Genomic DNA, 26,425 nt, shown 5'->3' with positions numbered 1-26,425 from the left:
TCGTCACCCCGGTGCCCGGTACCGGTGTTTTCGACAGATGTCACAGGATTCCGGCCATCCACTACGTCCGAGGACGTACGCGTGGTGCCGCCTGGGAACGGATGTGGTGACGGCCTCTCGCGAGACACCATTCGTCACCATGAACCTTCCCGTGGACACAGACGAACTCACGAAACGGTACGGCGAACATCTCGCCGTCGACCGGATGAAGCTGACCGTGCTGCCCGGCGAGATCTACGGCTTCCTCGGCCCGAACGGCGCGGGCAAGACGACGACGTTGCGGATGCTGCTGGGCCTCGTCCGGCCGACGTCGGGCAGCGTGCGGCTGTTCGGCAGGCCGCCCGGCGACCTCGACGGGGTCGGCGCGCTGATCGAGTCGCCCGGTTTCTACCCGTACCTTTCCGGCGCGGAGAACCTCAAGGTGCTGGCCCGGTACAGCGGAACGGACCCGCTCCGCGTCGGTGAGGTGCTCGCGATGGTCGATCTCGCCGATCGCGGCAAGGACCGGTATTCGACCTACTCACTCGGCATGAAGCAGCGGCTGGGGGTCGCGGCGGCGCTGCTGAAGGATCCGCGGCTGCTGATCCTCGACGAGCCGACCAACGGGCTCGACCCGGCGGGGATGGCCGACATGCGCGTGCTGATCCGGCGCCTCGGCGCGGAGGGCTGCACCGTACTGCTGTCGAGCCATCTGCTGGGCGAGGTCCAGCAGATCTGCGACCGCGTCGGTGTCGTCTCCCGCGGCAGGCTGGTCGCGGAGAACACGGTGGCCGAACTCCGCGGCGGCACGGTGCTGCACATCGAAACCGACGAGAACCCGCGTGCCGCCGAGCTGGTGCGGCGCCGGATCGGCGCGGAAAACGTACGGGTGAGCGGGACCGGTCTCGATCTGACCGTCGACCCGGAGCGCGCGTCGTGGCTGAACCGCGAACTCGTCACGGAAGGGATCGCGGTGCGCGAACTGCACGTCCGCGAACGGGATCTGGAGCAGGTCTTCTTCGAGCTCACCGGAGAGGTGGCAAGTCATGTGGGGTAGCTGCACCGCCGAGCTGGCGAAACTCGTCCGGCGCCCGGCGAACTGGTTCATGCTGGGGATCGCGGTCGTGCTCGGCCTGACCTTCACCTATCTGCTGCCGCTCGCGGGCGCGGCGGGATCGTCGAGCGGGGCACCCGGCACGGATCGCGGACTGGCCTCGACCATGCCGTCGAACCTCGTCGGCAACTCGATCGGCGGGCTGCCGGTGTTCCTCGGGGCGATCATGCTCGTGATCGGGGTGCTGGCCGTCGGCACCGAATACGGCTGGAGCACGTGGAAGACCGTGCTGACACAGGGTCCTTCGCGACTGACCGTCTACAGTGGAAAGTTGTTCGCGCTGGCCGTCGCGACCCTGACCGTCGTGCTGATCAGCTTCGCGACCGGCGCGGTCACGAGCGCGATCATCGCCTCCGCCGAGGGCGAGCCGATGAACTGGCCCTCGTTCGGCTCACTCCTGACGGGAATCGGCGCGGGCTGGCTGATCGCGATGACCTGGGCGGCGTTCGGCGCGGTGCTCGCCATCGCGATGCGCGGCGTGGCGCTGCCGATCGGGCTCGGCCTGGTGTGGCTGCTGGTGGTCCAGAACCTGCTGTTCGGGGTCGCGGCCCCGCTGCTGGACTGGGTCGACACGCTCCAGCGGGCCCTGCCGGGGGCCAACGCCGGTTCCCTGGCCGCGTCGCTCGGCGCTTCGGGCGCGACGCCGGGCATCGGGGAACTCGTCGGTGTCTCCCAGGCGACGCTCGTGGTGGCCGGGTACCTGGTGGTCTTCGCCGCCCTCGGCGGCTGGCTGCTGCGGCGCCGGGATGTCCTCTGATCCGCGTGAAGGCCCCCTTCCCTCGGCTCAGCCGAGTGAAGGGGGCCTTCACGCGGATCAGGCGAGCGCGTCGAGGTCGGCGACGACGTCCGCGGGAAGTTCCAGCTTCGCGGCGGCGACGTTCTCGTGCAGGTGCCGCACCGACGACGTCCCCGGGATCAGCAGGATGTTCGGCGACCGCTGGAGCAGCCACGCGAGCGCGACCTGCATCGGCGTCGCGCCGACGCGGCGGGCGCAGTCGTCGAGCACCCCGGACTGCAACGGCGTGAACCCGCCGAGCGGGAAGTACGGCACGAACGGGATGTTGATGGCCGCGAGCGCGTCGAGCAGGCCGTCGTTGGCGCGGTTCGCGACGTTGTACTCGTTCTGCACGCAGACGACCGGCGCGATCGAGCGGGCTTCCTTGACCTGCTCCGCCGAGACGTGGCTGAGGCCGAGATGCCGGATCAGGCCCTGCTGCTGGAGTTCGGCGAGGACCTCGAACGGCTCGGTGATCGAGACCGGGATCGGGAAGACCCCGTGCTCCCCCGCGAGCCGCAGGTTGACGACGTCGAGCACATCGACGCCGAGGTTGCGCAGGTTGTCGTGGACCGCGGAGGTGAGTTCCTCGCGCGAGAGCGCCGAAGGCCAGCCCATGTCCGGAGTCCGCTTCGCGCCGACCTTCGTGACGATGTGCAGGCTGTCCGGGTACGGATGCAGCGCCTCGCGGATCAGCTCGTTGGTCGTGTGCGGACCGTAGAAGTCGCTGGTGTCGATGTGGGTCACGCCCAGCTCCACCGCCTCGCGGAGGACGGCGATCGCGGCGTCGCGATCGCTCGGCGGCCCCCAGATGCCGGGGCCGGACAGCCGCATGGCGCCGTAGCCCATCCGGCTCACGGTGAGATCGCCGAGAGTGTGGGTGCCGCCTGGGCTCATGATCGCTCCTTGTACGAGTGGCTTCCGCTCACCTTATGCAGATCCGGCCGGTCCGGCTCGTGCGGGAAGGGAGCAAGGGACCTTTGCTCTCGCCCGGGGCTGTGACCTGCGCGAACGGCCAGTCCGACCAGCTGGTTCGCCAGCCCCTCGGTCAGCCCGTCGACGAACATCTCGCGGCCGGCGGGCGCGCCCCGTTCGGCCAGGACCGTCGCCACGGCCTCCCCCGGGTTCGCGTACGGCCACAAGCCCGTGACGAGGACGAAGACGGCCTTCGCGAAGTGCCCGGCCGCTTCGGCGTCCAGCGGGACCTGGGCGCGGACGACGTCGGCGAGCCGTTCGGTCCGTTCATGGGCCCGGGTCTTGAACGTCCGGGCGGTCTCCACCGAGATGTTGCGTTCGAGCACGGCGGCCATCGTGCTGATCAGCTCGCACAGCAGGCGCTGCCGCGAGATCGACGTCGCGATGACGGTCGCGACGCGCACTTCGCGCTCGTAACCGGGCTTCGCGACCCCAGGAGCGCCCAGCTCACCTTCTAGTTCGTCGAGCCACGCAACCCAGGCCGAGTCGAGGACTTCCAGGAAGATCGCCTCGCGGCTGTCGAAGTACCGAAGCACGTTCGACTTCGCCAGGCCGACACGGTCGCTCAGTTCTCGCAGGCTGATCCGGGAGACGGGCCGCTCGGCCAGGAGTTCACGCGCTGTCCCGAGGATCGCCGCGCGCCGGGCTTCCACCTGTTCCGGCCGCCGTGCGCGCTGGAAGTCGGGGGACACGCGCCGCACGGTACCAGACCACCCGGCTGTTATTCGGCGGTCGCGGCCCGCCTGGCCTGCACGCGCTTGTAGCTCCAGATCAGCAGCGCGAACAGGATGAGCCCGGACAGGATCAGGCTCGAACCGGTGCTCCAGCCGGCGAGCGGCAGGCCCGGTACGAGACCCCAGACGACCCCCGCGGCCAGCAGGCACAGCCCGGCCAGCACCGAACCCGCGATCCGCAGCGGCGACGAAACGCTGTCCTCGGCGGCCTTCATCGCCCTGTCCCGGATGGGATCGACGTACTTTTCCACCGCCGGGAACTCCGAGGCCAGCACGAGCAGCCCCGCGAGCACCAGCAGCAGACCTGGTCCGGGCAGCACGAGAAGCGCGATACCGACCAGCAGGAGAATGACGCCCGCTACCAGGATCAGCGCCTGCTTCACGGGTTTTCCGATGCCCACGTCATTCTCCTCGCCGTCGCCACTCTGTCCGATTGTGCCGGGAACGCGCTGGTCCCGCCCGATCTGAAAACTCTTCGCGGGGCCTGTCGGTTCCGGGCGGACCCATTCGTCGGTGGGGTGAACCACCACCGAGGAGGACTTGATGCGCTACATGTTGCTGATCTGCGGGCACCCCTACCCCGGCGCGGACGACTGCGACGACCCGCTCGACGAGAAGACGCAGGCGTGGGTCGACGAGATGACCGCGCGCGGGGTGCGGCTGTCCGGCAGCAGGCTCCGGTCGGCTGCCACCGCGACCACCGTGCGCCACCATGACGGCGAACTGCTCGTCTCGGACGGGCCGTTCGCGGAGACGAAGGAACAGATCCTCGGCTACGACCTGATCGAATGCGCCGATCTCGACGAGGCGATCGAGGTCGCGTCGAAGCATCCGGTCACGAGGTTCGCGACCATCGAGATCCGGCCGATCTGGCCGACCCCCTGAGCATCTCGGCTCGGTCCGTGAAGGCCTCCTTGAGGGACTCTGGGTCCCTCAAGGAGGCCTTCACGGACTTGCGCCAGGCCTGCGCGCGGGTGGCGATCACTGAAGGTTGCCGGGATCGGCGGTGAAGGAATTGGGACGTTCAACGTCCTAATTCCTTCACCGCCGCCAAGCCATCCCGGCTCCGAACCATGATCAACGGAGGATCGGGGACGTCGAGTGTCCCGGATCCTCCGTTGATCAAGGTCGCGCCACCCAGACCACGCGGCCAGCACTCCTTCGGAGCCGCGTGAAGGCCCCCTTCACGCGGCTCAGCCGAGGAAACTAGCCCTTCGCGACGGCCCTGCACCGAACGGTCACCACGCCGGGCCGGGCCGGGCGATAGCAAAGGTCCCTTGCTCACTCCCCGCCGGTCAGCAGCTGCTCGAAGGGCACGAACCCGCTGCTCACCGACGTGACAGGCGCGGACGACAGCCGGGAGGCGAACTCCCGGCCCGCCCGCGAAGCCCGCGTGTCGAGGTCACCCGGAGAAGCCCAGTCCGACGAAGCGGCGTACACCGCCGTCGCGACGGGCTCCGCGCGAAGGTATGCGAAGAGCGGACGGAGCGCGAAGTCGAGCACCAGCGAGTGCCGTTCGGTTCCGCCGGTGGCGCCGATCAGCACCGGCTTCCCGTCGAGCGCCTTCTGGTCCAGCACGTCGAAGAACGACTTGAACAGCCCGCTGTACGACGCGGTGAACACCGGCGTCACGGCGATCAGGCCGTCCGCGGCGGTCACCGTGTCGATGGCCGCGCGCAGGGCCGGGGAAGGAAACCCGGTCAGCATGTTCTTCGTGACGTCGATGGCCAGGTCGCGGAGTTCGATCACCTCGATCTTCGCCTCCGGCAGCGCGGAAGAAACCGACAAAGCCAGCTTGTCCGCGAGTAGCCGCGTCGAGGACGGCTGGCTCAATCCCGCGGTCACGACAGCGATCGTCGTCATACCGTCACTTCCGAAGAAGAAGAAGAAAGAAGCGAAGCGTGCGTAGGAGCCTCGGGCACATGCGCCGGACGGAGAGCGTCGAGTTCCTTGCGCAGCACCGGGATCACGTGCTCGCCCAGCAGGTCGAGCTGTTCCAGCACGGTCTTCAGCGGCAGCCCGGCGTGGTCCATCAGGAACAGCTGACGCTGGTAGTCGCCGAAGTGCTCGCGGAAGCTGAGCGTCTTGTCGATCACCTCTTGCGGGCTGCCGACGGTCAGCGGCGTCTGCTCGGTGAACTCCTCCAGCGACGGCCCGTGCCCATACACGGGCGCGTTGTCGAAGTACGGCCGGAACTCCCGCACCGCGTCCTGCGACTTCGGCCGCAGGAACACCTGGCCGCCGAGGCCGACGATCGCCTGGTCAGCCTTGCCGTGCCCGTAGTGCTCGTACCGCTCGCGGTACAGCTCGATCAGCGCCTGGAAGTGCTCCTTCGGCCAGAAGATGTGGTTCGCGAAGAACCCGTCGCCGTAGTAGGCGGCCTGTTCCGCGATCTCCGGGCTGCGGATCGACCCGTGCCAGACGAACGGCGGGACACCGTCGAGCGGCCGCGGGGTCGAGGTGAACTCCTGCAGCGGCGTCCGGAACTTGCCGGACCAGCTGACCACGTCCTCGCGCCACAAGCGGTGCAGCAGGTGGTAGTTCTCGATGGCCAGCGGGATGCCCTGGCGGATGTCCTTCCCGAACCACGGGTAGACCGGTCCGGTGTTGCCGCGGCCCATCATCAGGTCGACGCGGCCGTCGGCGAGGTGCTGCAGCATCGCGAAGTCCTCGGCGATCTTCACCGGGTCGTTCGTGGTGATCAGCGTGGTCGAGGTGGAAAGGATGAGCTTCGACGTCTGCGCGGCGATGTAGCCGAGCATCGTCGTCGGCGACGAAGGCACGAAGGGCGGGTTGTGGTGCTCGCCGGTCGCGAAGACGTCGAGGCCGACTTCTTCGGCCTTGAGCGCGATCCGCACCATCGCCTTGATCCGCTCGTACTCGCTGGGCGCCTCCCCGGTGGTCGGGTCGGTCGTCACATCGCCCACCGTGAAGATTCCGAACTGCATGACCTGCTCCCTCAGCCGGGTTGTTGTTGCTTGAGCGTTCAACCTCACGCGCGCGAGAAGTATTCCAGACCATCGACGCAGGCTGAAAGGGTGACTTGATCGGCCCGGAAAGTGGCCGCCCTCACACTCGGATCATGTGGATCGCTTCCCTGCTTGTGACAACGTTGACATTCGCTCTCACGCCGGCCGCCACCACTCCCGAACCCACCGTCTCGGCGACGATCTGCGCCAAGTACTGCGACAGCCGCGACCCCGCGCTGGCCGTCGGCGAAAGAAGACCCAGCACGGCGACGGTCTGGGGCCGCGGCATCACGCTGCACCTCTCCGACGGCGACGACATGGGCTGGGGCAGCATCGCCAACGGCGACCCCGGCGACGAAGTCTGGCTCGACCGCTCCTTCGACGGCGGCCGCACCTGGTCCGGAGACAGCCGGATCGGCGACACGAAGATCCCCGCCGGACAGCGCGGCTGGCGGACCCTGATGTACAACGTGGACGATCCCGGCGCCCATCGCTTCGGCGCCCTGCGCGCCTGCGGCAAGGCGGGCAACCGGCCGGAAATCGCCTGCACGCCGTGGTTCCGCACCACCGTCGCCGCGAACGACCGCGCCGAAGCCGCCGCCACCGCGCTCATGCAGTTCTACGACAACGGCACCGGACTCTGGCAGACCACCGGCTGGTGGAACTCGGCCAACGCGCTCACCGCGATCCTCGACTACAGCACCCGCACCGGCTCGCAGAACTACCGCTACGCCATCGGCAACACCTTCGATCGCAACCGCGGCAACAACTTCACGAACGAGTACATCGACGACACCGGCTGGTGGGCGCTCGCCTGGATCCGCGCCTACGACCTGACCAAGGACCGCCGCTACCTCGACACCGCCGTCATCGCGGCGGACTACATGTACTCCTACCGCGACGGGACCTGCGGCGGCGGGCTCTGGTGGTCGACGGCGAAGACGTACAAGAACGCCGTCACCAACGAGCTGTACGTCAAGGTCGCCGCGTCACTGCACAACCGGCTCCCCGGCGACACACTCCAGCTCGCGCGGGCCCGCGAGGTCTGGGACTGGTTCCGCGCGAGCGGCATGATCAACGGGAGCGACCTGGTCAACGACGGGCTGAACTCCTCCTGTGCCAACAACGGGCAGGCCGTCTGGAGCTACAACCAGGGAATCGTCCTCGGCGCGCTGGTCGAACTGAACCGTGCGACCGGTGACGCCGCCCTGCTCACCCGGGCCCGCCAGCTCGCGGACGCCTCCACCACGACCTCGCAGCTTCACTCGAACGGGATTCTGCGCGACCCGTGCGAGTCCGGCGACTGCGGCGCCGACGGTCCGTCGTTCAAAGGCGCGTACGCCCGCGGTCTCGGCGAGCTGGACCGGGCCCTGTCCGGCAGGCCGTACCGCGCTTACCTGACCCGGCAGGCGAACGCGACGATCGCGAACAACCGCACGTCGCTCGATCAGCACGGCCTGCGCTGGTCGGGGCCGGTCGACAAGGTCGACGCCGCCCGTCAGCACAGCGCGCTGGAGGTCCTCACCGCAGCCGTCTGATCACCGGCGTCGGGACATGAAGCCAGGCGAGGACCTCGGTCTCCTTCTCGTTCACGAGCACCTGCCGGTAGCTCATCGTGTCGAGACCGGGGCCTCCCTGGTCCTGGACATCCTCGTGGAACCGGTCCGAGACGAGCACGACGACGGGTGAGTCCTCCGGTGCGTCGACGAGCGCATCGCGCAGCACCCGCGAGTCGAGTAGCCGGGCGAGCAGCACCTTCGGCCGCCCTGTCACGCCGTACTCGTCGAGCGTGACCTCGCCGGCGTGGATCGCCACGCGCACCCGGATCCGCAGTGCGGGCTCGGCGACCACGTTGTACCTCGCCAGTTCCGCCGCCAGTTGCGACAGCAGCGGGAGCAGCAACCGGAACTTCGGGAAATGCGGCGGGACGACGACGATCATGCCGTCCCCGGTGTCCCGTTTGAGGCAGGCGTCCCAGTCGATGCCGCTGGCCTCGAACGCGCCGGCCAGCAGGCCGAAGAGCATCCGCCGGACCTGGACGAAGATCTCACTGCTCCGCCCGACCTGGCCGAATCCGGCGATGTCGATGGAGAACAGCCCGCAGTGCATGCCGGTTTCGACCCAGGCCCCCCGCGGCGGGTAGAGGATCTTCTTCCGCAGCACGGCGAGGTGGACGCAGGCCACGGCGATCAACAGGATCGTGCCGAAGAACCAGCTGACCGCCAAGACCTCCTCGTCCGCCTCGCCCGTTCCCGAGAGATCGAGCAGAAAGAGCAGCCCGGTGACGGCCACCGCGTAGAGCAGCACGTAAACCAACAGAAACGCGCGGCGCAACCGCAGCGCCGCGTGCACGAACGGCAGCGGCGAGAGCATGCCGAGCGACCCGAGGACCACGACGAAGTACCAAAGACTCACCACGCGTTGTGTGGTCGAGACGCGTGTGGGACCGGTTCCGACGGCCACTTCCTTCCCCCCGTCACCCTGTGACACCGGAAACGATAACGCCTCATCCGAGGCCCGAGGAAGCGGCTTTCCCGGGCCGTGACCCGGCCATCGGGACAGCGTGGTCCGCCACACCGGGGGCTTCGGGAGAGGAAGCTGTCGGAGGGGACGGATATCCTCCAGTACGGTGTCGCGTTGAACGCCACCTCCACGAGCTAGTTCGCGAGCCACGACTCCAGGAGAAGTACCCAGTGACTGCTGAGACCCTGTACGGGGCCGACGACCTGACGCATCTCGAGGGTCTGGAAGCGGTCCGCAAGCGCCCCGGGATGTACATCGGCTCCACCGACAGCCGCGGTATCAACCACCTGTTCTCCGAGGTCGTGGACAACTCGACCGATGAAGGTGTGGCGGGTCACGCCACGAAGATCGTGGTCACCCTGCACGCGGACGGCAGCGTCCAGGTGGACGACGACGGCCGCGGCATCCCCACCGGCACGCACGCCAAATCCGGTTTGTCCGGTGTCGAGCTGGTGCTGACCAGGCTGCACGCCGGCGGCAAGTTCGGCGGATCCGGCTACAAGACCTCCGGTGGTCTGCACGGCGTCGGCGCCTCGGCGGTGAACGCGCTGTCGCACCGCTTCGACGTCACGGTGAAGCAGAGCGGCAAGGTCCACCAGATGTCGTTCGCGCACGGTGTCCCCGGCGTGTTCGACGGGCCCGGCCCGAAGGCCAAGTTCACCCGGCGGTCCGGGCTGAACGTCACCGGCAAGATGAAGCGCGGCGAGCGCTCCGGAACGTCGATCCGGTACTGGTACGACTCGCGCTACTTCGAGAGCGGCGCCGCGCTCGACGTCGAAGGCGTCCGCGCGAAGATGCGCAACACCGCGTTCCTGGTCCCCGGCGTCACGTACGTGCTGCGTACGGCGGTCGACGACTCGATCAGCGAAGAGACCTTCCACTTCCCCAACGGCCTCGCCGACATGGTCGACTTCCTCGCCCCGGACAGCGAGAAACCCGTCTGTGGCACGTTGATCATCAACGGCGAGGGCACGTACAAGGAGAACGCCGCCGACGCCAGCGGTGTCATGCAGTCCAATGTGGAGCGTCACGCGGAGATCGAGGTCGCGCTCCGCTGGGGCACCGGCTACGAGCGCACGGTGGAGTGCTTCACCAACACCATCCGCAACGTGCACGGCGGCACGCACCGCCGCGGTTTCGACCGTGCGGTCCTGAAAGCCTTGCAGGACGCCATTTCCAAAACCCGCGGGCTGCTCAAGCCCAAGGAGGACATGCCGACGGTCGAGGACGTCCTCGAGGGCATGACGGCGGTCGTCCACGTCCGGCTGCCGGAGCCGCAGTTCACCTCGCAGACCAAGGACGAGCTGTCCACCGCCGGCATCACCCGCGTCATCCAGGGCGTCGTCGACAAGCACATCCGGTCCTGGACCGAGGAGCGCAAGACCAAGTCCGAAGCGAAGATCGTGCTGCAGAAGGTGGTCGACGCGGCCCGCGTCCGGCTCACCCAGAAGCAGCAGAAGGACGCCGCCCGGCGCAAGACCGCGCTCGAAGGCGCGGCCATGCCGCCGAAGCTGGTCGACTGCCGCACCACCGGCGTCGCCCGCAGCGAACTGTTCCTCGTCGAGGGTGACAGCGCGCTCGGTTCGGCGCGGATGGCGCGCGTGTCGGAGTACCAGGCGCTGCTCCCCTTGCGCGGCAAGATCCTCAACGTCCAGAAGGCGTCGCTCGGCGACACCTTGAAGAACGCCGAGATCGCCTCGATCGTGCAGGTGCTCGGCGCGGGCAGCGGCCGCACGTTCGACCTGTCGACCATGCGCTACGGCCGGGTGATCCTGATGGCCGACGCGGACGTCGACGGTTCGCACATCCGGACGCTGCTGATCACCCTGTTCGCCAAGTACATGCGGCCGGTGATCGAGGACGGCAGGCTCTACGCCGCGATGCCGCCGCTGCACAAACTGGTCACCAAGGGCCGCAACCCGGAGACCCACTTCACCTTCACCCAGAAGGAGATGGAGACCAAGTACGCGGCGCTGGAGCGGGCGGGCAAGCAGATCGTCACCCCGGTGCCGCGGTTCAAGGGCCTCGGCGAGATGGACGCCGACGAGCTGTGGGACACCACCATGAACCCCGCCACCCGCTCGGTCCGCCGCATCACCCTCGACGACGTCGAAGCCGCGGAGAACGCGCTCGAACTGTTGATGGGCGAGAAGGTCGAACCGCGCCGCAACTGGCTGGTCGAATCCTCCGACCGGGTCGACCGCGAAGCCATCGACGCCTGATTTCGTTGCTATTCAAGGAGCTTTGAGCAATGGCACGCCGTAAGGGCACCACCACCAAGGTCGACCCGTCAGCGTTCGACCAGCCCGGCGCGAACGTCTTCGACAACTCGCTGAAGACGGAGATCGAGGATTCGTACCTGGAGTACGCCTACTCGGTCATCCACTCGCGGGCGCTCCCGGACGCGCGGGACGGGCTGAAGCCGGTGCACCGCCGGATCATGTACTCGATGAACGAGAACGGCTACCGGCCGACGCACGCGTACGTGAAGTCGTCCCGCGTGGTCGGCGACGTGATGGGCAAGTACCACCCGCACGGCGACACGGCGATCTACGACGCCATGGTGCGGCTCGCGCAGGACTTCTCGCTCAACGTCCCGCTGGTCGACGGGCACGGCAACTTCGGCTCCCCCGACGACGGCCCGGCCGCCTCGCGGTACACCGAGGCGCGGCTGTCCCCGGAGGCGATGCTGCTGGTCGGCGAGCTCGGCGAGGACACCGTCGACTTCCGGCCGAACTACGACGGTTCGCTCGAAGAGCCGTCGGTGCTGCCCGCGGCGTTCCCGAACCTGCTGGTCAACGGCACTTCCGGGATCGCGGTCGGGATGGCGACCAACATGATCCCGCACAACCTGACCGAGGTCATCGGCGCGGCGCGGTGGCTGATCAACCACCCGGCCGCCACCCTCGACAAGCTGATGGAGTTCGTCCCGGGCCCGGATCTGCCGACCGGTGGTTCACTGCTGGGGCTGGACGAGGTCCGCCGCGCGTACGAGACCGGCCGCGGGGTGGTGCGCATGCGCGCCAGCGCCGAGACCGGTCCGCTGGAGGGCAGCCGCGGCCGCCAGGCGATCACCGTCACCGAACTGCCGTACGGCGTCGGCCCGGAGAAGGTGATCGAGAAGATCACCGACGAGGTCAACAAGTCCAAGCGGCTCACCGGCATCGCCGACGTCAAGGACCTGACCGACCGCGAGAACGGCACGCGGCTGGTCATCGAGTGCAAGGTCGGCGTGAACCCGCAGGCGCTGCTGGCGGATCTGTACCGGCTGACGCCGCTGGAGCAGTCCTTCGGCATCAACAACCTGGTGCTGGTGGACGGGCAGCCGCAGACGCTGGGGCTCAAGGCGCTGCTGGAGGTCTTCCTCAGCCACCGCTACGAGGTCGTCACCCGCCGCACGCGCTACCGCCGCCGCAAGCGCGAGGAGCGCCTGCACCTGGTCGACGGCCTGCTGATCGCCCTGCTCAACATCGACAAGGTGATCAGGCTGATCCGCGAGAGCGACAACGCCGCGGCCGCGAAGGACGGCCTGATGAAGCGGTTCAAGCTCTCGGAGATCCAGGCGACGTACATCCTGGACACCCCGCTGCGGCGGCTCACGAAGTACGACCGGATCGAGCTGGAAGCCGAGCAGGACAAGCTGCGCGAGGAGATCGCCGAGCTGTCGAAGATCCTCGACGACGAGTCGGTGCTGAAGAAGGTCGTCTCGGCCGAGCTGGCCAAGGTCGCCAAGGACCACCCCACCGAACGCCGCACCGCGCTGATCGACGGTGACCTCAAGGAGGTCCTCGCCGCGTCGAAGCCGTCGGGTCCGCTGGAGGTCGCCGACGACCCGTGCCAGGTGATCCTGTCCGCCACCGGGCTCGTCGCGCGGACCGCGGCGGAATCGGAGGAGGCGTCGGAAGTGCGACGCCGCAACGGCCGCGTCAAACACGACTCGGTGTCCGCCGTCGTGCACTCGACCGCACGCGGTCAGGTGCTGCTGGTGACCAACCGGGGCCGCGCGTTCAAGACCGACGTGCTGCCGCTGCCGGTGCTGCCCGAGCAGGCGGGCACGGTGTCGCTGCGCGGCGGGATGGCCGCGAAGGAACTCGTGCCGCTGGAGAAGGGCGAGCGCGTCATCGGCCTGGCCCCGCTCGGCGAGCAGGCCGCCGGCTCCCCGGGCCTCGCGCTCGGCACGAAACACGGCGTCGTGAAGGTGTGCGCGCCGGAATGGCCGGTCCGCTCGGACGAGTTCGACGTGATCAGCCTGAAGGACGGCGACGAGGTCGTCGGCGCCACCTGGCTCACCGACGGCAACGAGACGCTGGCGTTCCTGTCGTCCGAAGCGTCACTGCTGCGCTACGCCGCTTCGCTGGTGCGGCCGCAGGGTCTCAAGGGTGGCGGCATGGCCGGGATCGTCGTGCGCGGCGAAGCGGAAGTAGTCTTCTTCGGCGCGATCCGGACCGACGACGCCGAACACGGCGAGCCGATGGTCGTCACCGCGACCGGCGCGAGCGTGAAGGTGACGCCGTTCAGTGAGTACCCGGCGAAGGGCCGCGCGACCGGCGGTGTCCGGGCGCAGCGGTTCCTCAAGGGCGAGACGCGGCTGGTCGTCGGCTGGATCGGGCCGCGTCCGGCCGGTGCGAGCCGCACCGGCGACCCGGTGGAGCTGCCCGAGGTCGACCTGCGGCGCGACGGTTCCGGCCACGCCCACCCCGGCCCCGAGGTCGTCGGCCACGTCATCGAGCGAGACTGACCTCCGATCACATCCGGTACCCGAAAGCCCCCTTGCCCGCGCCAGGCGCGAGTAAGGGGGCTTTCCGGTGTCGGACGGCAGGCTGCCAACGGATGGCGTAAGGCGGGAGGGCACTGTGCATGCCCCTAAGAGGCAAGCCATCGGACCTCTGTGTGCCCGAGTCCGCAGGCCACCAAGCGTTTTCAGCAGCGTCCCCTGGGTCTCGTTGCTGAAATCGTAGGCGCTTCCGGCGCGAGGCCCCAAAAGATCTTCCAGGCTTCAGCGTCCCGTCATTTCAAGAGTCCATTCGGGCGATTCCCATTTTTGCCACCGTCAGTTGACCTTGTCACCGAGATGCGGATAGATTTCCGATCGGCCCACTCGGCCCGGACATTTCACGAAAGATTCGGACAGTAGAGCAGCGGCTCTTATACTGAGGGGAATCGTGATGCCGAGTTTTGTCGACCTTCGCAACTCACCGAGCGAAATACGGCCGAACATAAAATTCGAACAGCAAGGAGAACATTCGGACAGCCAGAACATTCTTGCCCGCGTCGCGTTCGAAAAGAATGGGTTCGCCCCCGAATTGCACAAAGGTGTACCGACGCTGGGCGTGCCGATGACCACGGAGACCGAGCCGGGATTCCAAGAGGTTTTCGCCGCTTCGGGTCCGGTCGTGGCGGGCAGGGAAGGCAACCTGGTCTACGCCGTGGACGGCCGCCATCTGTTCTGCGCCGTCCAGGTCGTCGAACGCGACATCTATCGCGATGCGGCCAGGATCGCCTACGACTCCGCCTTCGAACTCGCCACCCGTCTCGGCTATCCGAACATCCTCCGTATGTGGAACCTCGTCGGCGGCATCATCGACGACAACGCGGACGGAGTGGAGATCTACCGCGACTTCTGCGCGGGACGGTCCGAGGCCTTCGCCTTGTGGTCCGGCAGGATCCTCCACATCCCGGCGGCCACCGGGATCGGCACGCGGGGCAACGGCGTGTACCTGTACTTCATCTCCGGGCGCGCCGACGCCGAGGTGCACCACCTGGAGAACCCGCGGCAGACTCCCGCCTACCACTATCCGGAAAGCTACGGCCCCAAATCGCCGAGCTTCGCGCGAGCCACTTTCGCCGACGGGATCCTGTACATTTCCGGGACCGCGAGCATCCTCGGCGACGAAACCGTGCACAAGGGAGACATCTCCGGCCAGGTCGACGTCACCTTGGAGAACATCGCGACGCTGATCAGCACGGAAAACCTGGGGAAAGTCCGACCGGAAGGCGGCTACAGCCTCCAAGACCTCGACCTGATCAAGGTTTATGTCAGCCGTCCCGAAGACATCCCGTACGTCCGCTCACGCTGCAAGGAAGTCTTTTCTCCCGACGCCAGGGTCGTCTACCTGAACGTCGATATCTGCCGCCCCGATCTCCTCGTCGAAATCGAGGCGATAGTCCAATGAATCTGGCCCGCCACCTTGCCACTCTCGCCGTCGAAAGAGGCTGGTCCGGGCGAACCGCCTACCTTGTCGACGATGCGACGGTTTCCTACGCGGAGTTGCATGCCGGTTCGGCACGATTCGCCGGCGGACTGGCCGCGCGCGGGGTGAAACCGGGTGACCGTGTCCTGCTGGTGCTTCCCGACAGCGTCGAACTCGTGCAAGCCGTCCTCGGCGCGCTCCGGCTGGGGGCCGTGGCGATCCCCGTCAACACGCTCATCCACGAGGCGGCCGTCCGGCGTGCGGCCGAAACCGCGAGTGCCTTCCTGACCGTCGCGGAACCGGGGACACCCGGCCTCGACCAGGTCGGTCCGGTCGCGCCGGCACAGCTCCTCGGCCATGAGCCGATAGCGGAGTACGCCACGGCTCACGCGGACACACCGGCGTTCGCCTTCTTCACCTCCGGCACGACAGGGACCCCCCGGCTCTGCTTCCACACTCACGGTGACCCGGAGATCTACGACCAGGCCATCGGCTCGGTGGTGGACCTCACCCCGGACGACGTCACCCTTTCCGTGTCGCGCATGTACTTCGCTTACGGATTCGGAAATTCCATCCTCTTTCCGCTGCTTCGCGGGGGCTCGACGGTGCTCAGCCGGGAGCGGCTCACCGAAGCCGCGGCCTTGGAACTGATCACGCGGCATCGGGTTTCGGTCCTCTATGGACAGCCCAGCTTCTACGCCCGGCTGCTCCAGCATCCCTTCACCGCGGTACTCCGCGGCCTGAGGCTGGCGCTGGTCGCCGGCGAACCACTGCCCGAGAGCGTCGAAACCACGCTCCGCGAAACGCTCGGGGCGAGATTCCTCAACATCTTCGGCACCACCGAAATAGGACATGCGTTGATCGCGAACACCCTGTCCTCGCACCGGGACGGCACCATCGGCCGGATCCTTCCGCCGTACCGCATGCGGATCGTCGACCAGCTGCGCCGGGAGGTCGCGGCAGGCGTGGAGGGGAAGCTGGAGGTTCGTGGCCCGACGATCGCGCCTGGAGTCCCTCGCGGCTCCGACACCCCACTGCGAACGCCGGACGACTGGTACGTGACCGGCGATGCCGCCACCGTCGATCCCGACGGCTTCGTCCGCTTGCACGGCAGGCTGGACGACATCGAGATCGTCGGCGGGCAGAACGTGCATCCCGCCGAGATCGAAGATCTCCTGGTGAGCCATCCCGCCGTCCGCGCCGCCGGTGTCTGTTCGGTACGCCGGGAGTCCTCCACGACTTCGCTGCGCGCCCACGTCGAACTGGACGAGGGTGCCGAGCCGGACCAGGTGATCGCCGAAATCGGCTCCCTGACACAGAAGAACCTGAGCTGGTACGAGATACCGGAGGACATCATCGTCGTCGAATCCCTTCCCCGCACTCCGGTCGGCAAGCTGGACCGCCGGGCGCTCCGGACGCTGGCGGCCGTTCGATGAGCACCCGGACAGAGGCTGAAGCCGGAGTCGACATCAAGGCCGTCGCCGCGGTCTCCGTCACGCTGGTCTTGTGGGCGTCCGCCTTCGTCGGCATCCGCTTCGCCGGCGCGCACTACGAACCCGGGTCACTCGCCTTGGGCAGGCTGCTGGTCGGCGCGCTCGCTCTGGGCGCGGTCGCGGCGTTCAAGGGGATGCCGCTCCCGCCGCGGAAGGCCTGGCCCGGCATCGCCGGTGCCGGGGTCTTCTGGTTCGGCCTGTACATGGTCGCCCTGAACTGGGGCGAACGCTTTACCGACGCGGGGACGGCGTCGCTCCTGGTCGGGATCGGCCCGGTGTTCGCCGCGATCCTCGCCGGGATCGTGCTGAAGGAAGGACTGCCCCTCCCCCTGGTGATCGGACTCGTCGTCGCTTTCACCGGCGCGGCGATCGTGGGGCTCTCCTCGCAGCACGGCTCCTCCAGTGCCCTCGGCGTCGCGCTCTGTCTCCTGGCGGCGGCGGGATACGCGGTGGGAGTCGTCTCTCAGAAACCGGCTTTGAGCCACGCCACCGCGTTGCAGGCCACGACCTTCGGCTGCGCTGTCGGCGCCGTCGCCTGCCTTCCGTTCAGCGGTCAGCTGATCCACGACGTGACGACCGCACCGGCGTCGGCCACCTGGTCGGTGGTCTACCTGGGCTTGCTGCCCACCGCGCTCGCCTTCTACACGTGGGCGTACGCGTTGTCCCGGACAACGGCGGGAAAGCTCGGCGTGACCACCTACGTGGTCCCGGTGATCGTGATCGCGCTGTCCTGGCTTTTCCTCGACGAGGTTCCCACTCTGCTCGCCGTCCTCGGTGGCGCACTTTGCCTTGCCGGCGTCGGCGTTTCCCGGACCAAGAAACGGAGAGCGCAGTGACCACCATGCCCGGCTACGAACTGTTGCCGAGCCCTGCGGAACTGGCCGCAGAGCATCCCGTTCCGACCCAGCTCATCGACGAGATCCAGGGACATCGCGCGGAGATCACCGACGTGCTCAACGGTCGCGACGGCCGGGTGCTGGCCGTGGTCGGCCCGTGTTCCGTCCACGACCCGATCGCGGTCCTCGACTACGCCGAACGGCTGGCGAAGTCGGCCAAACCGCTGAAGGACCACTTGCTCGTCGTTCTCCGGGCATACCTGGAAAAACCGCGGACCGCGGTCGGCTGGAAGGGTCTGCTCCACGACCCCTGGCTCGACGGCTCGGAAGACATCGCCGGCGGACTGCGCACCGGCCGCCGATTCTTGATCATGGCCGCGGAAAGCGGCCTGCCCCTGGCGGGGGAATTCGTCGAGCCGATGCTCGCCCCGTACCTGAGCGATCTCCTCAGCTACGGTGCCATCGGCGCGCGGACGGTCGCCAGCCAGTCGCATCGGGAACTCGCGTCCCAGCTGCCGATGCCGATCGGGATCAAGAACGGTCTCGACGGTGACCTGTCGGTCGCCACCGCCGCGATCCAGTGCGCCGGTACCGCGCAGCGCCATCCGGCCGTGAGCGAACACGGCGCTCTCGTCGTGCGAAGTTCGCCCGGCAACCCGGCGGCGCACTTGATCCTCCGCGGCACCGCGGCCGGAACCAACTACGACTCGGCGAACGTGGACGCGGCCATCGAGGGGTTACGCGCCACGAAGTCCCTGGACCGGGTCGTCGTGGACGCGTCGCACGGCAACTCCCGCAAGGACCACCGCCGTCAGGCAGGCGTGGTCGCCGACATCGCAGGCCGGATCGCCTGTGGTGAGCGGGGAATAGCGGGGATCATGATGGAGTCGTTCCTCGAAGCGGGACGACAGGACCACCCGGCGCCTTACGGCGTGAGCATCACCGACGCCTGCCTCGACCTGGGCGGCACCGTGTCGGTGCTGGAGTCGCTCGCCGACTCCGTGCGGATGGGCCGGTCGGTCGTCCTCGGGTGACCTCCGCTCAAGTGTCCTGGAAGGGTCGTTCACGTCTGAACGGCCCTTCCCTGACACACGCGACAGCAAAGGTCCCTTGCTCCCGCGTCAGCGCCCGAGCAGGCCCTTCGCGATGTGCGTCACCTGGATCTCGTTGCTTCCCGCGTAGATCATCAGCGACTTCGCGTCCCGCGCCAGCTGCTCCACCCGGTACTCCGCCATGTACCCGTTCCCGCCGAACAACTGCACGGCCTCCATCGCGACCTCGGTGGCCGCCTCGGACGAGTACAGCTTCATCGCCGAAGCCTCGGCCAGCGTCGGCATCTTGCCCGCGCGCAGCGTCTCGATCAGCTGGAACACCATGTTCCGCACGTTGATCCGCGCGACCTCCATCTTCGCCAGCTTGAGCTGGATCAGCTGGAACCGCCCGATCTCCTGGCCCCACAGCTTCCGGTTCTTGGCGTAGTCCACGCACAGCCGGTGACACTCTTCGATGATCCCGAGCGCCAGCGCCGCGACACCGACCCGCTCGACGGCGAACCCGGACTTCACCTCGGCCTTGCTGTCGCCGTCGCGGCCGGTCTCGGACTCGCCGAGCAGCCTGTCCCGCCCGAGCCGGACGTCACTGAAGAACAGCTCGCCGGTCGGCGAGGACATCATGCCCATCTTCTTGAACGGCTTGCCCTGCGTGAGCCCTGGCATGCCCTTGTCGAGCACGAACGTCAGCACCTTGCGGTCGCGGATCGCGGCGTCGTCGCCTTCGTCCAGCTTGGCGTAGACGATGATCGTATCGGCGTAGGGCCCGTTGGTGATGAACGTCTTCTGTCCATTGAGGACGTACTCGTCGCCGTCGCGCCGCACCGACGTCTTCATCCCGCCGAAAGCGTCCGAGCCGGAGTCGGGTTCGGTGATCGCCCACGCGCCGACCTTCTCGAACGTCGCCAGTTCGGGCAGCCAGCGTTCCTTCTGCGCCTGCGTGCCCTTGGTGAGGATCGTCTGCGCGGTCAGCCCGATGCTCACCCCGAGCGAGGCGACGATGCCGAGGCTGACCCCGGCCAGTTCGCTCACCGCGATGAGCGCCATCGCCTCCTGCCCGCCGAAGGCCAGACCTCCGCCGCCACCGGAGCCCGAGCCGCGCTCCTTCGCCAGCAGTTTCGTCACCGATTCCCGCGCGAGCGCGTCGATGCCGAACGACGCGAACATCTTGCGGATGAGGTCGTACGGTGACAGCGTCCCGCTTTCCAGCGCGTCCAGCTGCGGCCGGATCTCCTTGTCGACGAACTCGCGGATCGCGTCCCGGATCAGCAGTTCGGTCTCGGACCACTCGATCACGGCAGCCTCGCGGCGATGTCGTCGATCGCCCAGGCTTCCTCGGTTTCGATCACCCTGACGTCGTGCCAGCCCGCGAGTTCCGAGATCGCGCCGCCCTGTACCGCGTAGACCTTGCCGGTGAGCGGGCACTTCTCGGTGGCGAGGTAGGCCACCAGCGGTGAGATGTTGGCCGGGGAGAACGCGTCGAACTCCCCCTCCTCGACCTCCTGCGCGAAGATCGCGCCCATGCCCGGCGTCGCCAGCGTGAGCCGCGTACGCGCGATCGGCGCGATCGCGTTGACCCGCACGCCGTAGCGCTCCAGCTCTTCGGCGGCGACCAGGGTCAGCGCGGCGATGCCCGCTTTCGCCGCGCCGTAGTTCGCCTGCCCCGCGTTCGGCAGCGTGGTCCCGGACGCCGAGGCGGTGTTGATCACCGAGCCCGCGACCGGTTCACCGGCCTTGCTCGCCGTCTTCCAGTACGCGGCCGCGTGCCGCAGCACCGCCGCGTGTCCCTTGAGGTGCACCGCGATCACGGAATCCCACTGGGATTCCTCAAGTCCGGCAAGGAAAGCGTCCCGCAGGATACCGGCGTTGTTCACGACGACGTCGAGCCTGCCGAACTCGTCCACCGCCTGCGTCACCAGCTCCGCGGCGCCCGCCCACTCGGCGACGTTGGCGGTGTTGGCCACGGCCTTCCCGCCCGCCGCGCGGATCTCGTCGACGACCTCCTGCGCCGGGCCGGTGTCGGCCCCGCTTCCGTCGTTCGCCCCGCCGAGGTCGTTGACCACGACGCTCGCGCCCTCCCGCGCGAACAGCAGCGCGTGTTCGCGGCCGATCCCTCGCCCGGCGCCGGTGATGACGGCGACGCGTCCGTCGAGTGCTCCCATGGCTTTTGCTCCTACTCCGCGAATTCCGCGAGGCCGTCCTTGATCACGACGGTTTCGCCGACGGTGGTTTCGAACGCGTAGCTCCCGGCGCCCGCGCGCCAGATGTGCGTGGTCAGGTCCTGACCGGGCAGCACCGGCTTGGCGAACCGGACGGCGAACCGCTTCAGCCTGTCAACCTCGGACCCGGCGACCTCGGTCAGCAGGGCCCACGACGTGAACGCCATGGTGCACAGGCCGTGCGCGATGATCCCCGGCAGTCCCGAATCCTTCGCGACCTCTTCGTCGAGATGGATCGGCATCGGATCGCCGGCGGCGGGCGCGTAGCGGTACGTCTGGTCGTCGTCGACGTGCTGGTTGACCTTCGCGACCGGTGCCTGCGAGCGCAGTGCGTCGTCGAACTTGTGCTCCGGCCCGAGTTCGCCGCGCGTCTCTCCGGTGTCGAACCCGCGGACGAACAAGGTCACGTACTGCTCGTTGACCAGGTCGCCGTCCTCGGTCCGGCATTCGAGGTGGATGGTGCCGCGCGTGCCGTTCGACAGGCCTTCGTAGCCGGTCATCCGCGCTCGCGACACGAGCTTGTCGCCGGGCCGGATGGGCCGGTGGAACCGGAATTCCTGTTCCCCGTGCACGATGCGGCCGAACAAGCCGACCGGGACCACCTCGAGCGCGGGTTCCATCAGCGACTCGAACACCGGCACGATCGCGAACACCGGGTTCGCGACGTCTCCGGCGAGGTGCGCCGGGATCGGGTCGTTGGTGGCCTTCGCGTACTCGATCAGCCGCTCGCGGGTCACCTCGAACCGGGACTCCTCGGTCCACTTGCCGAGCCCGCCGGGATCGAACCGCTCGTCGGTCACGCGACCAGCGCCTTGAAGTTCTCCAGCGACGCGTCGAGGTTCTTCTTGCCGTCCTTCTCGACGGCCTTGCCGAGCGCGCCGACGATCATCTGACCGGCGAACTCCGCGTCGATGCTGGCGAGCGAACCGGCTCCGGACGCCTCCACGGACAGCTCGAACTTGACCTTCACCCCGGCCATCCCGGTGCCGGAGATCGCCAGCTTCGACGGCGCCTCGAACTCGTCGACGGTCCAGGTGATCGTGTTCGGCATCCCGAGCATCGTGACGACCTCGGAGGCCTGCGCCCCCTTGGAGAACTCGGCCGGGACCTCGCCCTTCCACTTGGTGTGGATGGTCAGCCACTTCTCGAAGTTGTTGGGGTTGGAGAACTCCGCCCAGACCTTGTCGGGGGCCGCGGGGAGTTCGACGGAGGCACTGATCTTGCCCATGGTTCGTCCTTTCGGTGAGATCAGCGCTCGGCGCGCTGGTAGGCGGTGACGACGGCGGCGCCGCCGAGTCCGATGTTGTGCTGGAGCGCGGCTTCGACGCCGTCGACCTGGCGTTTGTCGGCGGTGCCGCGCAGTTGCCAGGTCAGTTCGGCGCACTGCGCGAGGCCGGTGGCGCCGAGCGGATGCCCCTTCGAGATCAGCCCGCCGGACGGGTTGACGACCCATTTGCCGCCGTAGGTGGTGTCCCCGGAGTCGACGAGCTTCCCGGCCTCCCCTTCGGCGCAGAGTCCGAGTGCTTCGTAGAGCAGGAGTTCGTTGGCGGAGAAGCAGTCGTGCAGCTCGATGACCTGGAAGTCCTCCGCGCCGAGCCCGGCCTGGTCGTACACCTGGCGCGCGGCTTGAACGTTCATGTCGTAGCCGATGATGTTCTTCGCGGTACCGTCGAAGGTGCTGGCGAAGTCGGTGGTCATCGACTGCCCGACGATCTCGACGGCCTGCCCGGCGAGCCCGCGCGAGTCCACAAAGGACTCACTGGCGAGGATGGCCGCGCCCGAACCGTCCGAGGTCGGCGAGCACTGGAGCTTGGTGAGCGGGTCGTAGATCATTCGCGAGTCGAGGATGTCTTGCAGCGAATAGCTTTCCTGGAACTGCGCGTACGGGTTGTTCACCGAGTGCCGGTGGTTCTTTTCGCCGATCTTGGCGAAATGCTCGGCGGTGGTGCCGTAGGTCTTCATGTGCTCGCGGCCCGCCGCTCCGAACATCCACGGCGCCGGCGGGAAGAGCACCTCTGAGATCTCCGCGAGGGCCTGGATGTGCCTGCCCATCGGCTGCTCGCGGTCGTCGTAGGTCGAGCCGAGCGAGCCCGGCTGCATCTTCTCGAACCCGAGCGCGAGCGCGCAGTCCGCGCGGCCGCCGCGGATCGCCTCCGCGGCCAGGTACAGCGCCGTCGAGCCGGTCGAGCAGTTGTTGTTGACGTTGACCACAGGGATCCCGGTCATGCCCAGTTCGTAGACCGCGCGCTGACCCGAGGTCGACTCGCCGTAGACGTAGCCGACGTAGGCCTGCCGCACCTCGTCGAACGAGATCCCGGCGTCGGCGAGCGCCTTCGTCCCGGACTCCTTGGCCATCTGCGGGTAGTCCCAGTCCTCGCGGCGTCCGGGTTTCTCGAACTTCGTCATGCCCACGCCGACGACGTACACCTTGTTGGCCACCACGACGCTCCTTGTCGTTGCCGGGTCGCTACTGGAACTGAAGATACAGACAGGACTGTATTTATCAACCCCTTACATACAATCCTGAACGGATGTTACTTACGGCATGCTGAGTGTCAGGTGACGCAGACGAGCGGCCCGAACCCCCGTTAAACAGGTCGAACACCACTCACAGGGGGTATTCGATGAAAAGAACGAGCATGGTCCTGGCCGCCACCGTCGCCGCCGGGCTGCTGTCGGCGGGCACCGCGTCGGCGAGCGACTGGGCGATGAGCTACCTACCGCTGCCGCCCGGAGGCGGCGGCACCGCACGGGTGGCCGGCACGAACGGCGCCGGAGACTACTCGGGGACCGCCGACGGGAAGCTGGTCACCTGGACGGGCGGGACCGTCGCGGACCACGGCATCCCGGCGGGCTACACCAAGGTCGAAGCGGCGGACGAGAACGCGTCCGGTTCCGTCCTCGGCAGCGCCGTCTACTACTCGGAAGGGAGCCACTACCCGGGCAAGCACGCCTTCGTCTTCGAGAACGGCGGATTCCAGTTCCTGGGGAAGGTGCCGGGCTACTACAACTCGCAAGCCCACGGCACGAACGACCGCGGCGACGTCGTCGGCACGGTGTTCAACGACATCCGCTACGGCTCCACCGCCGCTTTCTGGCCATCCGGCGACCACGCGCACCCGGTGCTGCTGGACGTCCCGCCGTTGCTCACCCCCGTCGACATCGACCAGGACGGCACCATCCTGCTGAACGAGCAGTTCGGCGGCACCTGGCTCTGGAAGGACGGTGTCCTGCGGCAACTCGTCCTCCCGGACGGCCTCCGCGAATCACGCGGGATCGCGATCCGGAACGGGAAGGTGCTGGCCTCGACCCAGCTGGGCGACCGGCTCTGGACGGCGTTCGACACCTCCCAGGAGGTACCGGGCGGCATGTCCACCATGGCGCTCAACGGGTCCGGCCTGGTCACGGGATGGGTTTCGCCGAGAACCCCCACGGCGTGGTCCCCGGGCGGCCCGGTGACGGCGCTCCCCTCCCCCGGCAACGCGTACGGCACCGTCGTGGGCGACAACGGCGAGATCGCCGGAACGCTGGAGGGCGGCAGCGACGGAGTCCCCGTGGTGTGGCGCCGTGGCTAAAGTCGGGACATGGATCCTGAGGAGCTTCGGCAGCGGTTCGCCCTGCTGACCACCGCGCATCTGACCGACGGCTGCGTCCGCGCCGGCGTCCCGGTCCGGTGCGCGCCCGCCGGCACGCACGCGGTCGTGCCCGGCAGCCGGATCGCCGGGCGGGTCACCCCCGCCCGGCACGTCGGCAGCGTCGACGTCTTCCTGGAGGCGTACGAAACCGCGAACCCCGGTGACGTCCTCGTCGTCGACAATCGCGGCAGGCTCGACGAAAGCTGCGTCGGGGACCTCGCCGTCCTGGAAGCCGAAGCGGCCGGACTGAGCGGCGTGGTCATCTGGGGATTGCACCGCGACACCGGCGACATCAAGAAGATCGGGCTGCCGGTGTTCAGCCTCGGCTCGATCCCGACCGGCCCGCTGTCGGTCTCGGCCCGCCCGGACGGCGCGCTCGAATCGGCCGTCGTCGGCGAGTGGACGGTGACGCGGGCGGATCTCGTGTTCGGCGACGAGGACGGGGTCCTGTTCGTCCCGGCCGACCGGGCGGACGAGGTCCTGGACCGCGCCGAGGCCATCCGCGACGTCGAGCGGCTCCAGGCCGAGCGGATCCGCGCCGGAGAGTCCCTTCGCGAGCAGGTGCGCTTCGCCGACTTCCTCGCGGAGCGCGCTACGTCGCCTTCGCTGACGTTCCGGGAGCACCTGCGCTCGGTCGGCGGCGCCATCGAGGAGTAGCAAGGGACCTTTGCTATCGCCTTGCCGGGACCGCCGCTGTGGCAGTCTGGGTGCATGCAGGTCAAGACCGGCCGCTGGGCCCGGATCGCCACGGTCGGCCAGGCCCACTGGTTCTTCGGGAACCTCTACGAAGCCGTCGTCGACGTTCCCCGCCTCACCGGCGACCGCTCCCCCGGGCTCCTCACCTCCGGCAGCCCCGCGCGCTACTTCATCCCGGCGGCGCCGGCGACGATCGCGTCGACGGCGCTCGCCCTCACCGGCAGCTGGCGAGACGGCGGCGATCGGCGCGCGATCGTCACCGCCGCCGCGGGCACGGCCGTCGCCACCGGCATCACGGTCCATCTCGTCCGTTCGGTCAACTTGCCGCTGCTGAAGGAACAGCCGGACCGGGTCCGGCGCGAGGAACTCGCCAAGAAATGGCATCGCGCGAACCTGGCCCGGCTGGCCCTGCTCATCCTCGTGCGGTTTGCTTTCCGCCGAGCCACAGCAGACCGTCGATGACGAAGCGGTTCTGCACCTCACTCGCGAAGGTCGACGACAGCGGCTGGTTCGTCTCGTAGTTCATCTTGTTGTGCCCGAAGTTGGCGTACAGCATCTTGTACTTGTTGTGTGTCCAGAGGATCGGGTAGTACCCGCTGTACCAGGACTGGTTCGGGTCGGTCCCGAGCGGGAAGCTCACCGGATCCACCGACGCGAGGATCTTGATGTCCGGGTTCTTGCGCAGGTCGTTGTTCCAGGCGTACCACTCGCTCACCGACGAGGTGAACGTCGCGGGCAGCCGCGTGGTCGACGGATGCGGCTTGTTCTCCACCTTCAGCGTCGCCGTCGTCGGCCCCCAGGTGTTGGACTTGAAGCCGCCCGTGCCGAGGAACCTGTTGTGGTACCAGTCCCAAGCGGACGGGTTGGTGTTGAACGCCGCCACGTGGAAGCCGAAGAACGCGCCGCCCGCGTTCATGTACCGCTCGAAACCCGAGCGCTGCGCCGAGGTCTGCGGTAGGTCGTCCAGGAACAGCACGACCTGGTACTGCGAGGGCTGCAGCGAGTTCAGCCGGTTCCAGTCCTTGGTCGCGGTGTAGCCGAAGTTGTTCTGTGAAGCGGTTTTCGGGAACCACTGGTTGGCTTCCTTGACGAAGCTGATGTGCGCCGCGTCGTAGGTCCCGTTGTAGAAGGCCAGCACCTGGAACGCGGGCGCCGCCTGTGCCGTCACCGGCGCCAGAGCCAGCGCTAGACACGAAACGAACAGCAGAGCGAGCCGGACCGCGAATCTCCTCATACC

Annotated in this window: 25 protein-coding genes; 13 read left to right on the top strand and 12 right to left on the bottom strand. The window is 68.0% G+C overall.

The genetic code is table 11. From position 1 onward, the window contains the following. Nucleotides 1–139 precede the first annotated feature (139 nt). A complete protein-coding gene (locus B0293_RS17030) occupies nt 140–1,036 on the top strand; it encodes an ABC transporter ATP-binding protein (RefSeq protein ID WP_039919230.1) in 897 nt (298 codons plus the stop codon). Then, nucleotides 1,026–1,850, top strand: coding sequence for an ABC transporter permease (locus B0293_RS17025; RefSeq protein ID WP_005164112.1), 825 nt, complete (start codon nt 1,026–1,028; stop codon nt 1,848–1,850). The genes B0293_RS17030 and B0293_RS17025 overlap by 11 nt, the downstream gene beginning before the upstream one ends. Nucleotides 1,851–1,907: 57 nt before the next feature. On the opposite strand, the gene B0293_RS17020 is transcribed toward B0293_RS17025, so the two are convergent. Genes B0293_RS17020 through B0293_RS17010 form a run of 3 tightly spaced genes read right to left on the bottom strand, consistent with a single transcriptional unit; the run spans nt 1,908 to nt 3,978 of the window. Next, nucleotides 1,908–2,765 carry an aldo/keto reductase family oxidoreductase gene (locus B0293_RS17020; RefSeq protein ID WP_005164116.1) on the bottom strand — a complete coding sequence of 286 codons (858 nt, stop codon included), beginning with the start codon at nt 2,763–2,765 and terminating at the stop codon, nt 1,908–1,910. Then, nucleotides 2,762–3,535: a TetR/AcrR family transcriptional regulator gene (locus B0293_RS17015; protein WP_005164117.1), complete on the bottom strand. Its 774-nt coding sequence runs from the start codon at nt 3,533–3,535 to the stop codon at nt 2,762–2,764. Before B0293_RS17015 ends, B0293_RS17020 begins: the two co-directional genes overlap by 4 nt. A 29-nt stretch (nt 3,536–3,564) precedes the next feature. Beyond that, a complete protein-coding gene (locus tag B0293_RS17010) occupies nt 3,565–3,978 on the bottom strand; it encodes a PGPGW domain-containing protein (protein WP_005164118.1) in 414 nt (137 codons plus the stop codon). Between the two features lie 142 nt (nt 3,979–4,120). Between B0293_RS17010 and B0293_RS17005 the strand changes: the two genes are divergently transcribed. After that, nucleotides 4,121–4,462, top strand: a complete 342-nt coding sequence (locus B0293_RS17005) for a YciI family protein (protein ID WP_005164119.1) — start codon at nt 4,121–4,123, stop codon at nt 4,460–4,462. A 396-nt stretch (nt 4,463–4,858) separates the two neighbouring features. Here the strand turns inward: B0293_RS17005 and B0293_RS17000 are convergent, their stop codons facing one another. Together B0293_RS17000 and B0293_RS16995 are read right to left on the bottom strand one after the other, a co-directional pair. After that, on the bottom strand, nt 4,859–5,440 hold the full coding sequence (locus B0293_RS17000; protein WP_005164120.1) for an FMN reductase: 582 nt from the start codon (nt 5,438–5,440) through the stop codon (nt 4,859–4,861). Next, nucleotides 5,437–6,525: an LLM class flavin-dependent oxidoreductase gene (locus B0293_RS16995; RefSeq protein WP_005164126.1), complete on the bottom strand. Its 1,089-nt coding sequence runs from the start codon at nt 6,523–6,525 to the stop codon at nt 5,437–5,439. The genes B0293_RS17000 and B0293_RS16995 overlap by 4 nt, the downstream gene beginning before the upstream one ends. Nucleotides 6,526–6,659: 134 nt before the next feature. Between B0293_RS16995 and B0293_RS16990 the strand changes: the two genes are divergently transcribed. Further along, a complete protein-coding gene (locus B0293_RS16990) occupies nt 6,660–8,084 on the top strand; it encodes a glycoside hydrolase family 76 protein (protein WP_005164127.1) in 1,425 nt (474 codons plus the stop codon). Here B0293_RS16990 and B0293_RS16985 read toward each other — a convergent pair. Beyond that, nucleotides 8,068–8,961 carry a hypothetical protein gene (locus tag B0293_RS16985; RefSeq protein WP_245192049.1) on the bottom strand — a complete coding sequence of 298 codons (894 nt, stop codon included), beginning with the start codon at nt 8,959–8,961 and terminating at the stop codon, nt 8,068–8,070. The two genes, B0293_RS16990 and B0293_RS16985, sit on opposite strands and share 17 nt — an antisense overlap. Before the next feature lie 278 nt (nt 8,962–9,239). Here B0293_RS16985 and B0293_RS16980 point away from each other — a divergent pair, with 278 nt between their 5' ends. The 6 genes from B0293_RS16980 (at nt 9,240) to B0293_RS16955 (ending at nt 18,623) form a co-directional block, all read left to right on the top strand. Beyond that, entirely contained in the window at nt 9,240–11,291 is a 2,052-nt protein-coding gene (locus tag B0293_RS16980; protein ID WP_005164129.1) for a DNA gyrase/topoisomerase IV subunit B, read from the top strand. 29 nt (nt 11,292–11,320) lie between these two features. Further along, nucleotides 11,321–13,807 (top strand): DNA gyrase/topoisomerase IV subunit A, encoded by a 2,487-nt coding sequence (locus B0293_RS16975; protein ID WP_005164135.1) that lies wholly within the window; start codon nt 11,321–11,323, stop codon nt 13,805–13,807. Between the two features lie 427 nt (nt 13,808–14,234). Next, nucleotides 14,235–15,242 carry an FkbO/Hyg5 family chorismatase gene (locus B0293_RS16970; RefSeq protein ID WP_005164136.1) on the top strand — a complete coding sequence of 336 codons (1,008 nt, stop codon included), beginning with the start codon at nt 14,235–14,237 and terminating at the stop codon, nt 15,240–15,242. Further along, on the top strand, nt 15,239–16,696 hold the full coding sequence (locus B0293_RS16965; protein WP_005164137.1) for a class I adenylate-forming enzyme family protein: 1,458 nt from the start codon (nt 15,239–15,241) through the stop codon (nt 16,694–16,696). The genes B0293_RS16970 and B0293_RS16965 overlap by 4 nt, the downstream gene beginning before the upstream one ends. Then, complete coding sequence (locus B0293_RS16960; RefSeq protein WP_005164140.1) at nt 16,693–17,589, top strand: DMT family transporter; 897 nt, start codon at nt 16,693–16,695, stop codon at nt 17,587–17,589. The genes B0293_RS16965 and B0293_RS16960 overlap by 4 nt, the downstream gene beginning before the upstream one ends. Nucleotides 17,590–17,594: 5 nt before the next feature. Next, nucleotides 17,595–18,623 carry a 3-deoxy-7-phosphoheptulonate synthase gene (locus B0293_RS16955; RefSeq protein WP_245192054.1) on the top strand — a complete coding sequence of 343 codons (1,029 nt, stop codon included), beginning with the start codon at nt 17,595–17,597 and terminating at the stop codon, nt 18,621–18,623. An 87-nt stretch (nt 18,624–18,710) separates the two neighbouring features. Here the strand turns inward: B0293_RS16955 and B0293_RS16950 are convergent, their stop codons facing one another. Genes B0293_RS16950 through B0293_RS16930 form a run of 5 tightly spaced genes read right to left on the bottom strand, consistent with a single transcriptional unit; the run spans nt 18,711 to nt 23,299 of the window. After that, nucleotides 18,711–19,934, bottom strand: coding sequence for an acyl-CoA dehydrogenase family protein (locus B0293_RS16950; RefSeq protein ID WP_005164142.1), 1,224 nt, complete (start codon nt 19,932–19,934; stop codon nt 18,711–18,713). Continuing rightward, nucleotides 19,931–20,800 carry an SDR family oxidoreductase gene (locus B0293_RS16945; RefSeq protein WP_005164143.1) on the bottom strand — a complete coding sequence of 290 codons (870 nt, stop codon included), beginning with the start codon at nt 20,798–20,800 and terminating at the stop codon, nt 19,931–19,933. Before B0293_RS16945 ends, B0293_RS16950 begins: the two co-directional genes overlap by 4 nt. An 11-nt stretch (nt 20,801–20,811) precedes the next feature. Continuing rightward, nucleotides 20,812–21,657 (bottom strand): MaoC/PaaZ C-terminal domain-containing protein, encoded by an 846-nt coding sequence (locus B0293_RS16940; protein WP_005164144.1) that lies wholly within the window; start codon nt 21,655–21,657, stop codon nt 20,812–20,814. Next, the gene (locus B0293_RS16935; protein ID WP_005164145.1) at nt 21,654–22,085 is read right to left on the bottom strand and encodes a type II toxin-antitoxin system Rv0910 family toxin; all 432 of its coding nucleotides are present in this window, start codon (nt 22,083–22,085) and stop codon (nt 21,654–21,656) included. The genes B0293_RS16940 and B0293_RS16935 overlap by 4 nt, the downstream gene beginning before the upstream one ends. 20 nt (nt 22,086–22,105) lie before the next feature. Next, nucleotides 22,106–23,299: a lipid-transfer protein gene (locus B0293_RS16930; protein ID WP_005164146.1), complete on the bottom strand. Its 1,194-nt coding sequence runs from the start codon at nt 23,297–23,299 to the stop codon at nt 22,106–22,108. 182 nt (nt 23,300–23,481) lie between these two features. On the opposite strand from B0293_RS16930, the gene B0293_RS16925 reads away from it, so the two are divergent. From B0293_RS16925 to B0293_RS16915, 3 genes are read left to right on the top strand one after another with little or no spacing between them, the layout of a single operon-like run. Next, on the top strand, nt 23,482–24,432 hold the full coding sequence (locus B0293_RS16925) for a hypothetical protein (RefSeq protein ID WP_245192050.1): 951 nt from the start codon (nt 23,482–23,484) through the stop codon (nt 24,430–24,432). 9 nt (nt 24,433–24,441) lie between these two features. Further along, entirely contained in the window at nt 24,442–25,149 is a 708-nt protein-coding gene (locus B0293_RS16920; RefSeq protein WP_005164148.1) for an RraA family protein, read from the top strand. 54 nt (nt 25,150–25,203) lie between these two features. Beyond that, a complete protein-coding gene (locus B0293_RS16915; protein WP_005164149.1) occupies nt 25,204–25,650 on the top strand; it encodes an anthrone oxygenase family protein in 447 nt (148 codons plus the stop codon). On the opposite strand, the gene B0293_RS16910 is transcribed toward B0293_RS16915, so the two are convergent. Continuing rightward, on the bottom strand, nt 25,601–26,422 hold the full coding sequence (locus B0293_RS16910) for a ThuA domain-containing protein (protein ID WP_005164151.1): 822 nt from the start codon (nt 26,420–26,422) through the stop codon (nt 25,601–25,603). The genes B0293_RS16915 and B0293_RS16910 overlap by 50 nt on opposite strands. Nucleotides 26,423–26,425: the final 3 nt, after the last annotated feature.

The sequence above is a fragment of the Amycolatopsis azurea DSM 43854 genome (genome assembly GCF_001995215.1).
GTDB classification, from domain to species: domain Bacteria; phylum Actinomycetota; class Actinomycetes; order Mycobacteriales; family Pseudonocardiaceae; genus Amycolatopsis; species Amycolatopsis azurea.
This window is presented reverse-complemented; position numbering and strand designations above follow the sequence as displayed.

Excerpts from the sequence above, each read along its gene's own strand:
- B0293_RS17030 (WP_039919230.1), top strand. The coding sequence starts at position 140 with ATGAACCTTCCCGTGGACACAGACGAACTCACGAAACGGTACGGCGAA.
- B0293_RS17025 (WP_005164112.1), top strand. The coding sequence starts at position 1,026 with ATGTGGGGTAGCTGCACCGCCGAGCTGGCGAAACTCGTCCGGCGCCCG.
- B0293_RS17020 (WP_005164116.1), bottom strand. The coding sequence starts at position 2,765 with ATGAGCCCAGGCGGCACCCACACTCTCGGCGATCTCACCGTGAGCCGG.
- B0293_RS17005 (WP_005164119.1), top strand. The coding sequence starts at position 4,121 with ATGCGCTACATGTTGCTGATCTGCGGGCACCCCTACCCCGGCGCGGAC.
- B0293_RS17000 (WP_005164120.1), bottom strand. The coding sequence starts at position 5,440 with ATGACGACGATCGCTGTCGTGACCGCGGGATTGAGCCAGCCGTCCTCG.
- B0293_RS16995 (WP_005164126.1), bottom strand. The coding sequence starts at position 6,525 with ATGCAGTTCGGAATCTTCACGGTGGGCGATGTGACGACCGACCCGACC.
- B0293_RS16990 (WP_005164127.1), top strand. The coding sequence starts at position 6,660 with ATGTGGATCGCTTCCCTGCTTGTGACAACGTTGACATTCGCTCTCACG.
- B0293_RS16975 (WP_005164135.1), top strand. The coding sequence starts at position 11,321 with ATGGCACGCCGTAAGGGCACCACCACCAAGGTCGACCCGTCAGCGTTC.
- B0293_RS16970 (WP_005164136.1), top strand. The coding sequence starts at position 14,235 with ATGCCGAGTTTTGTCGACCTTCGCAACTCACCGAGCGAAATACGGCCG.
- B0293_RS16965 (WP_005164137.1), top strand. The coding sequence starts at position 15,239 with ATGAATCTGGCCCGCCACCTTGCCACTCTCGCCGTCGAAAGAGGCTGG.
- B0293_RS16960 (WP_005164140.1), top strand. The coding sequence starts at position 16,693 with ATGAGCACCCGGACAGAGGCTGAAGCCGGAGTCGACATCAAGGCCGTC.
- B0293_RS16955 (WP_245192054.1), top strand. The coding sequence starts at position 17,595 with ATGCCCGGCTACGAACTGTTGCCGAGCCCTGCGGAACTGGCCGCAGAG.
- B0293_RS16945 (WP_005164143.1), bottom strand. The coding sequence starts at position 20,800 with ATGGGAGCACTCGACGGACGCGTCGCCGTCATCACCGGCGCCGGGCGA.
- B0293_RS16935 (WP_005164145.1), bottom strand. The coding sequence starts at position 22,085 with ATGGGCAAGATCAGTGCCTCCGTCGAACTCCCCGCGGCCCCCGACAAG.
- B0293_RS16925 (WP_245192050.1), top strand. The coding sequence starts at position 23,482 with ATGAAAAGAACGAGCATGGTCCTGGCCGCCACCGTCGCCGCCGGGCTG.
- B0293_RS16920 (WP_005164148.1), top strand. The coding sequence starts at position 24,442 with ATGGATCCTGAGGAGCTTCGGCAGCGGTTCGCCCTGCTGACCACCGCG.
- B0293_RS16915 (WP_005164149.1), top strand. The coding sequence starts at position 25,204 with ATGCAGGTCAAGACCGGCCGCTGGGCCCGGATCGCCACGGTCGGCCAG.
- B0293_RS16910 (WP_005164151.1), bottom strand. The coding sequence starts at position 26,422 with ATGAGGAGATTCGCGGTCCGGCTCGCTCTGCTGTTCGTTTCGTGTCTA.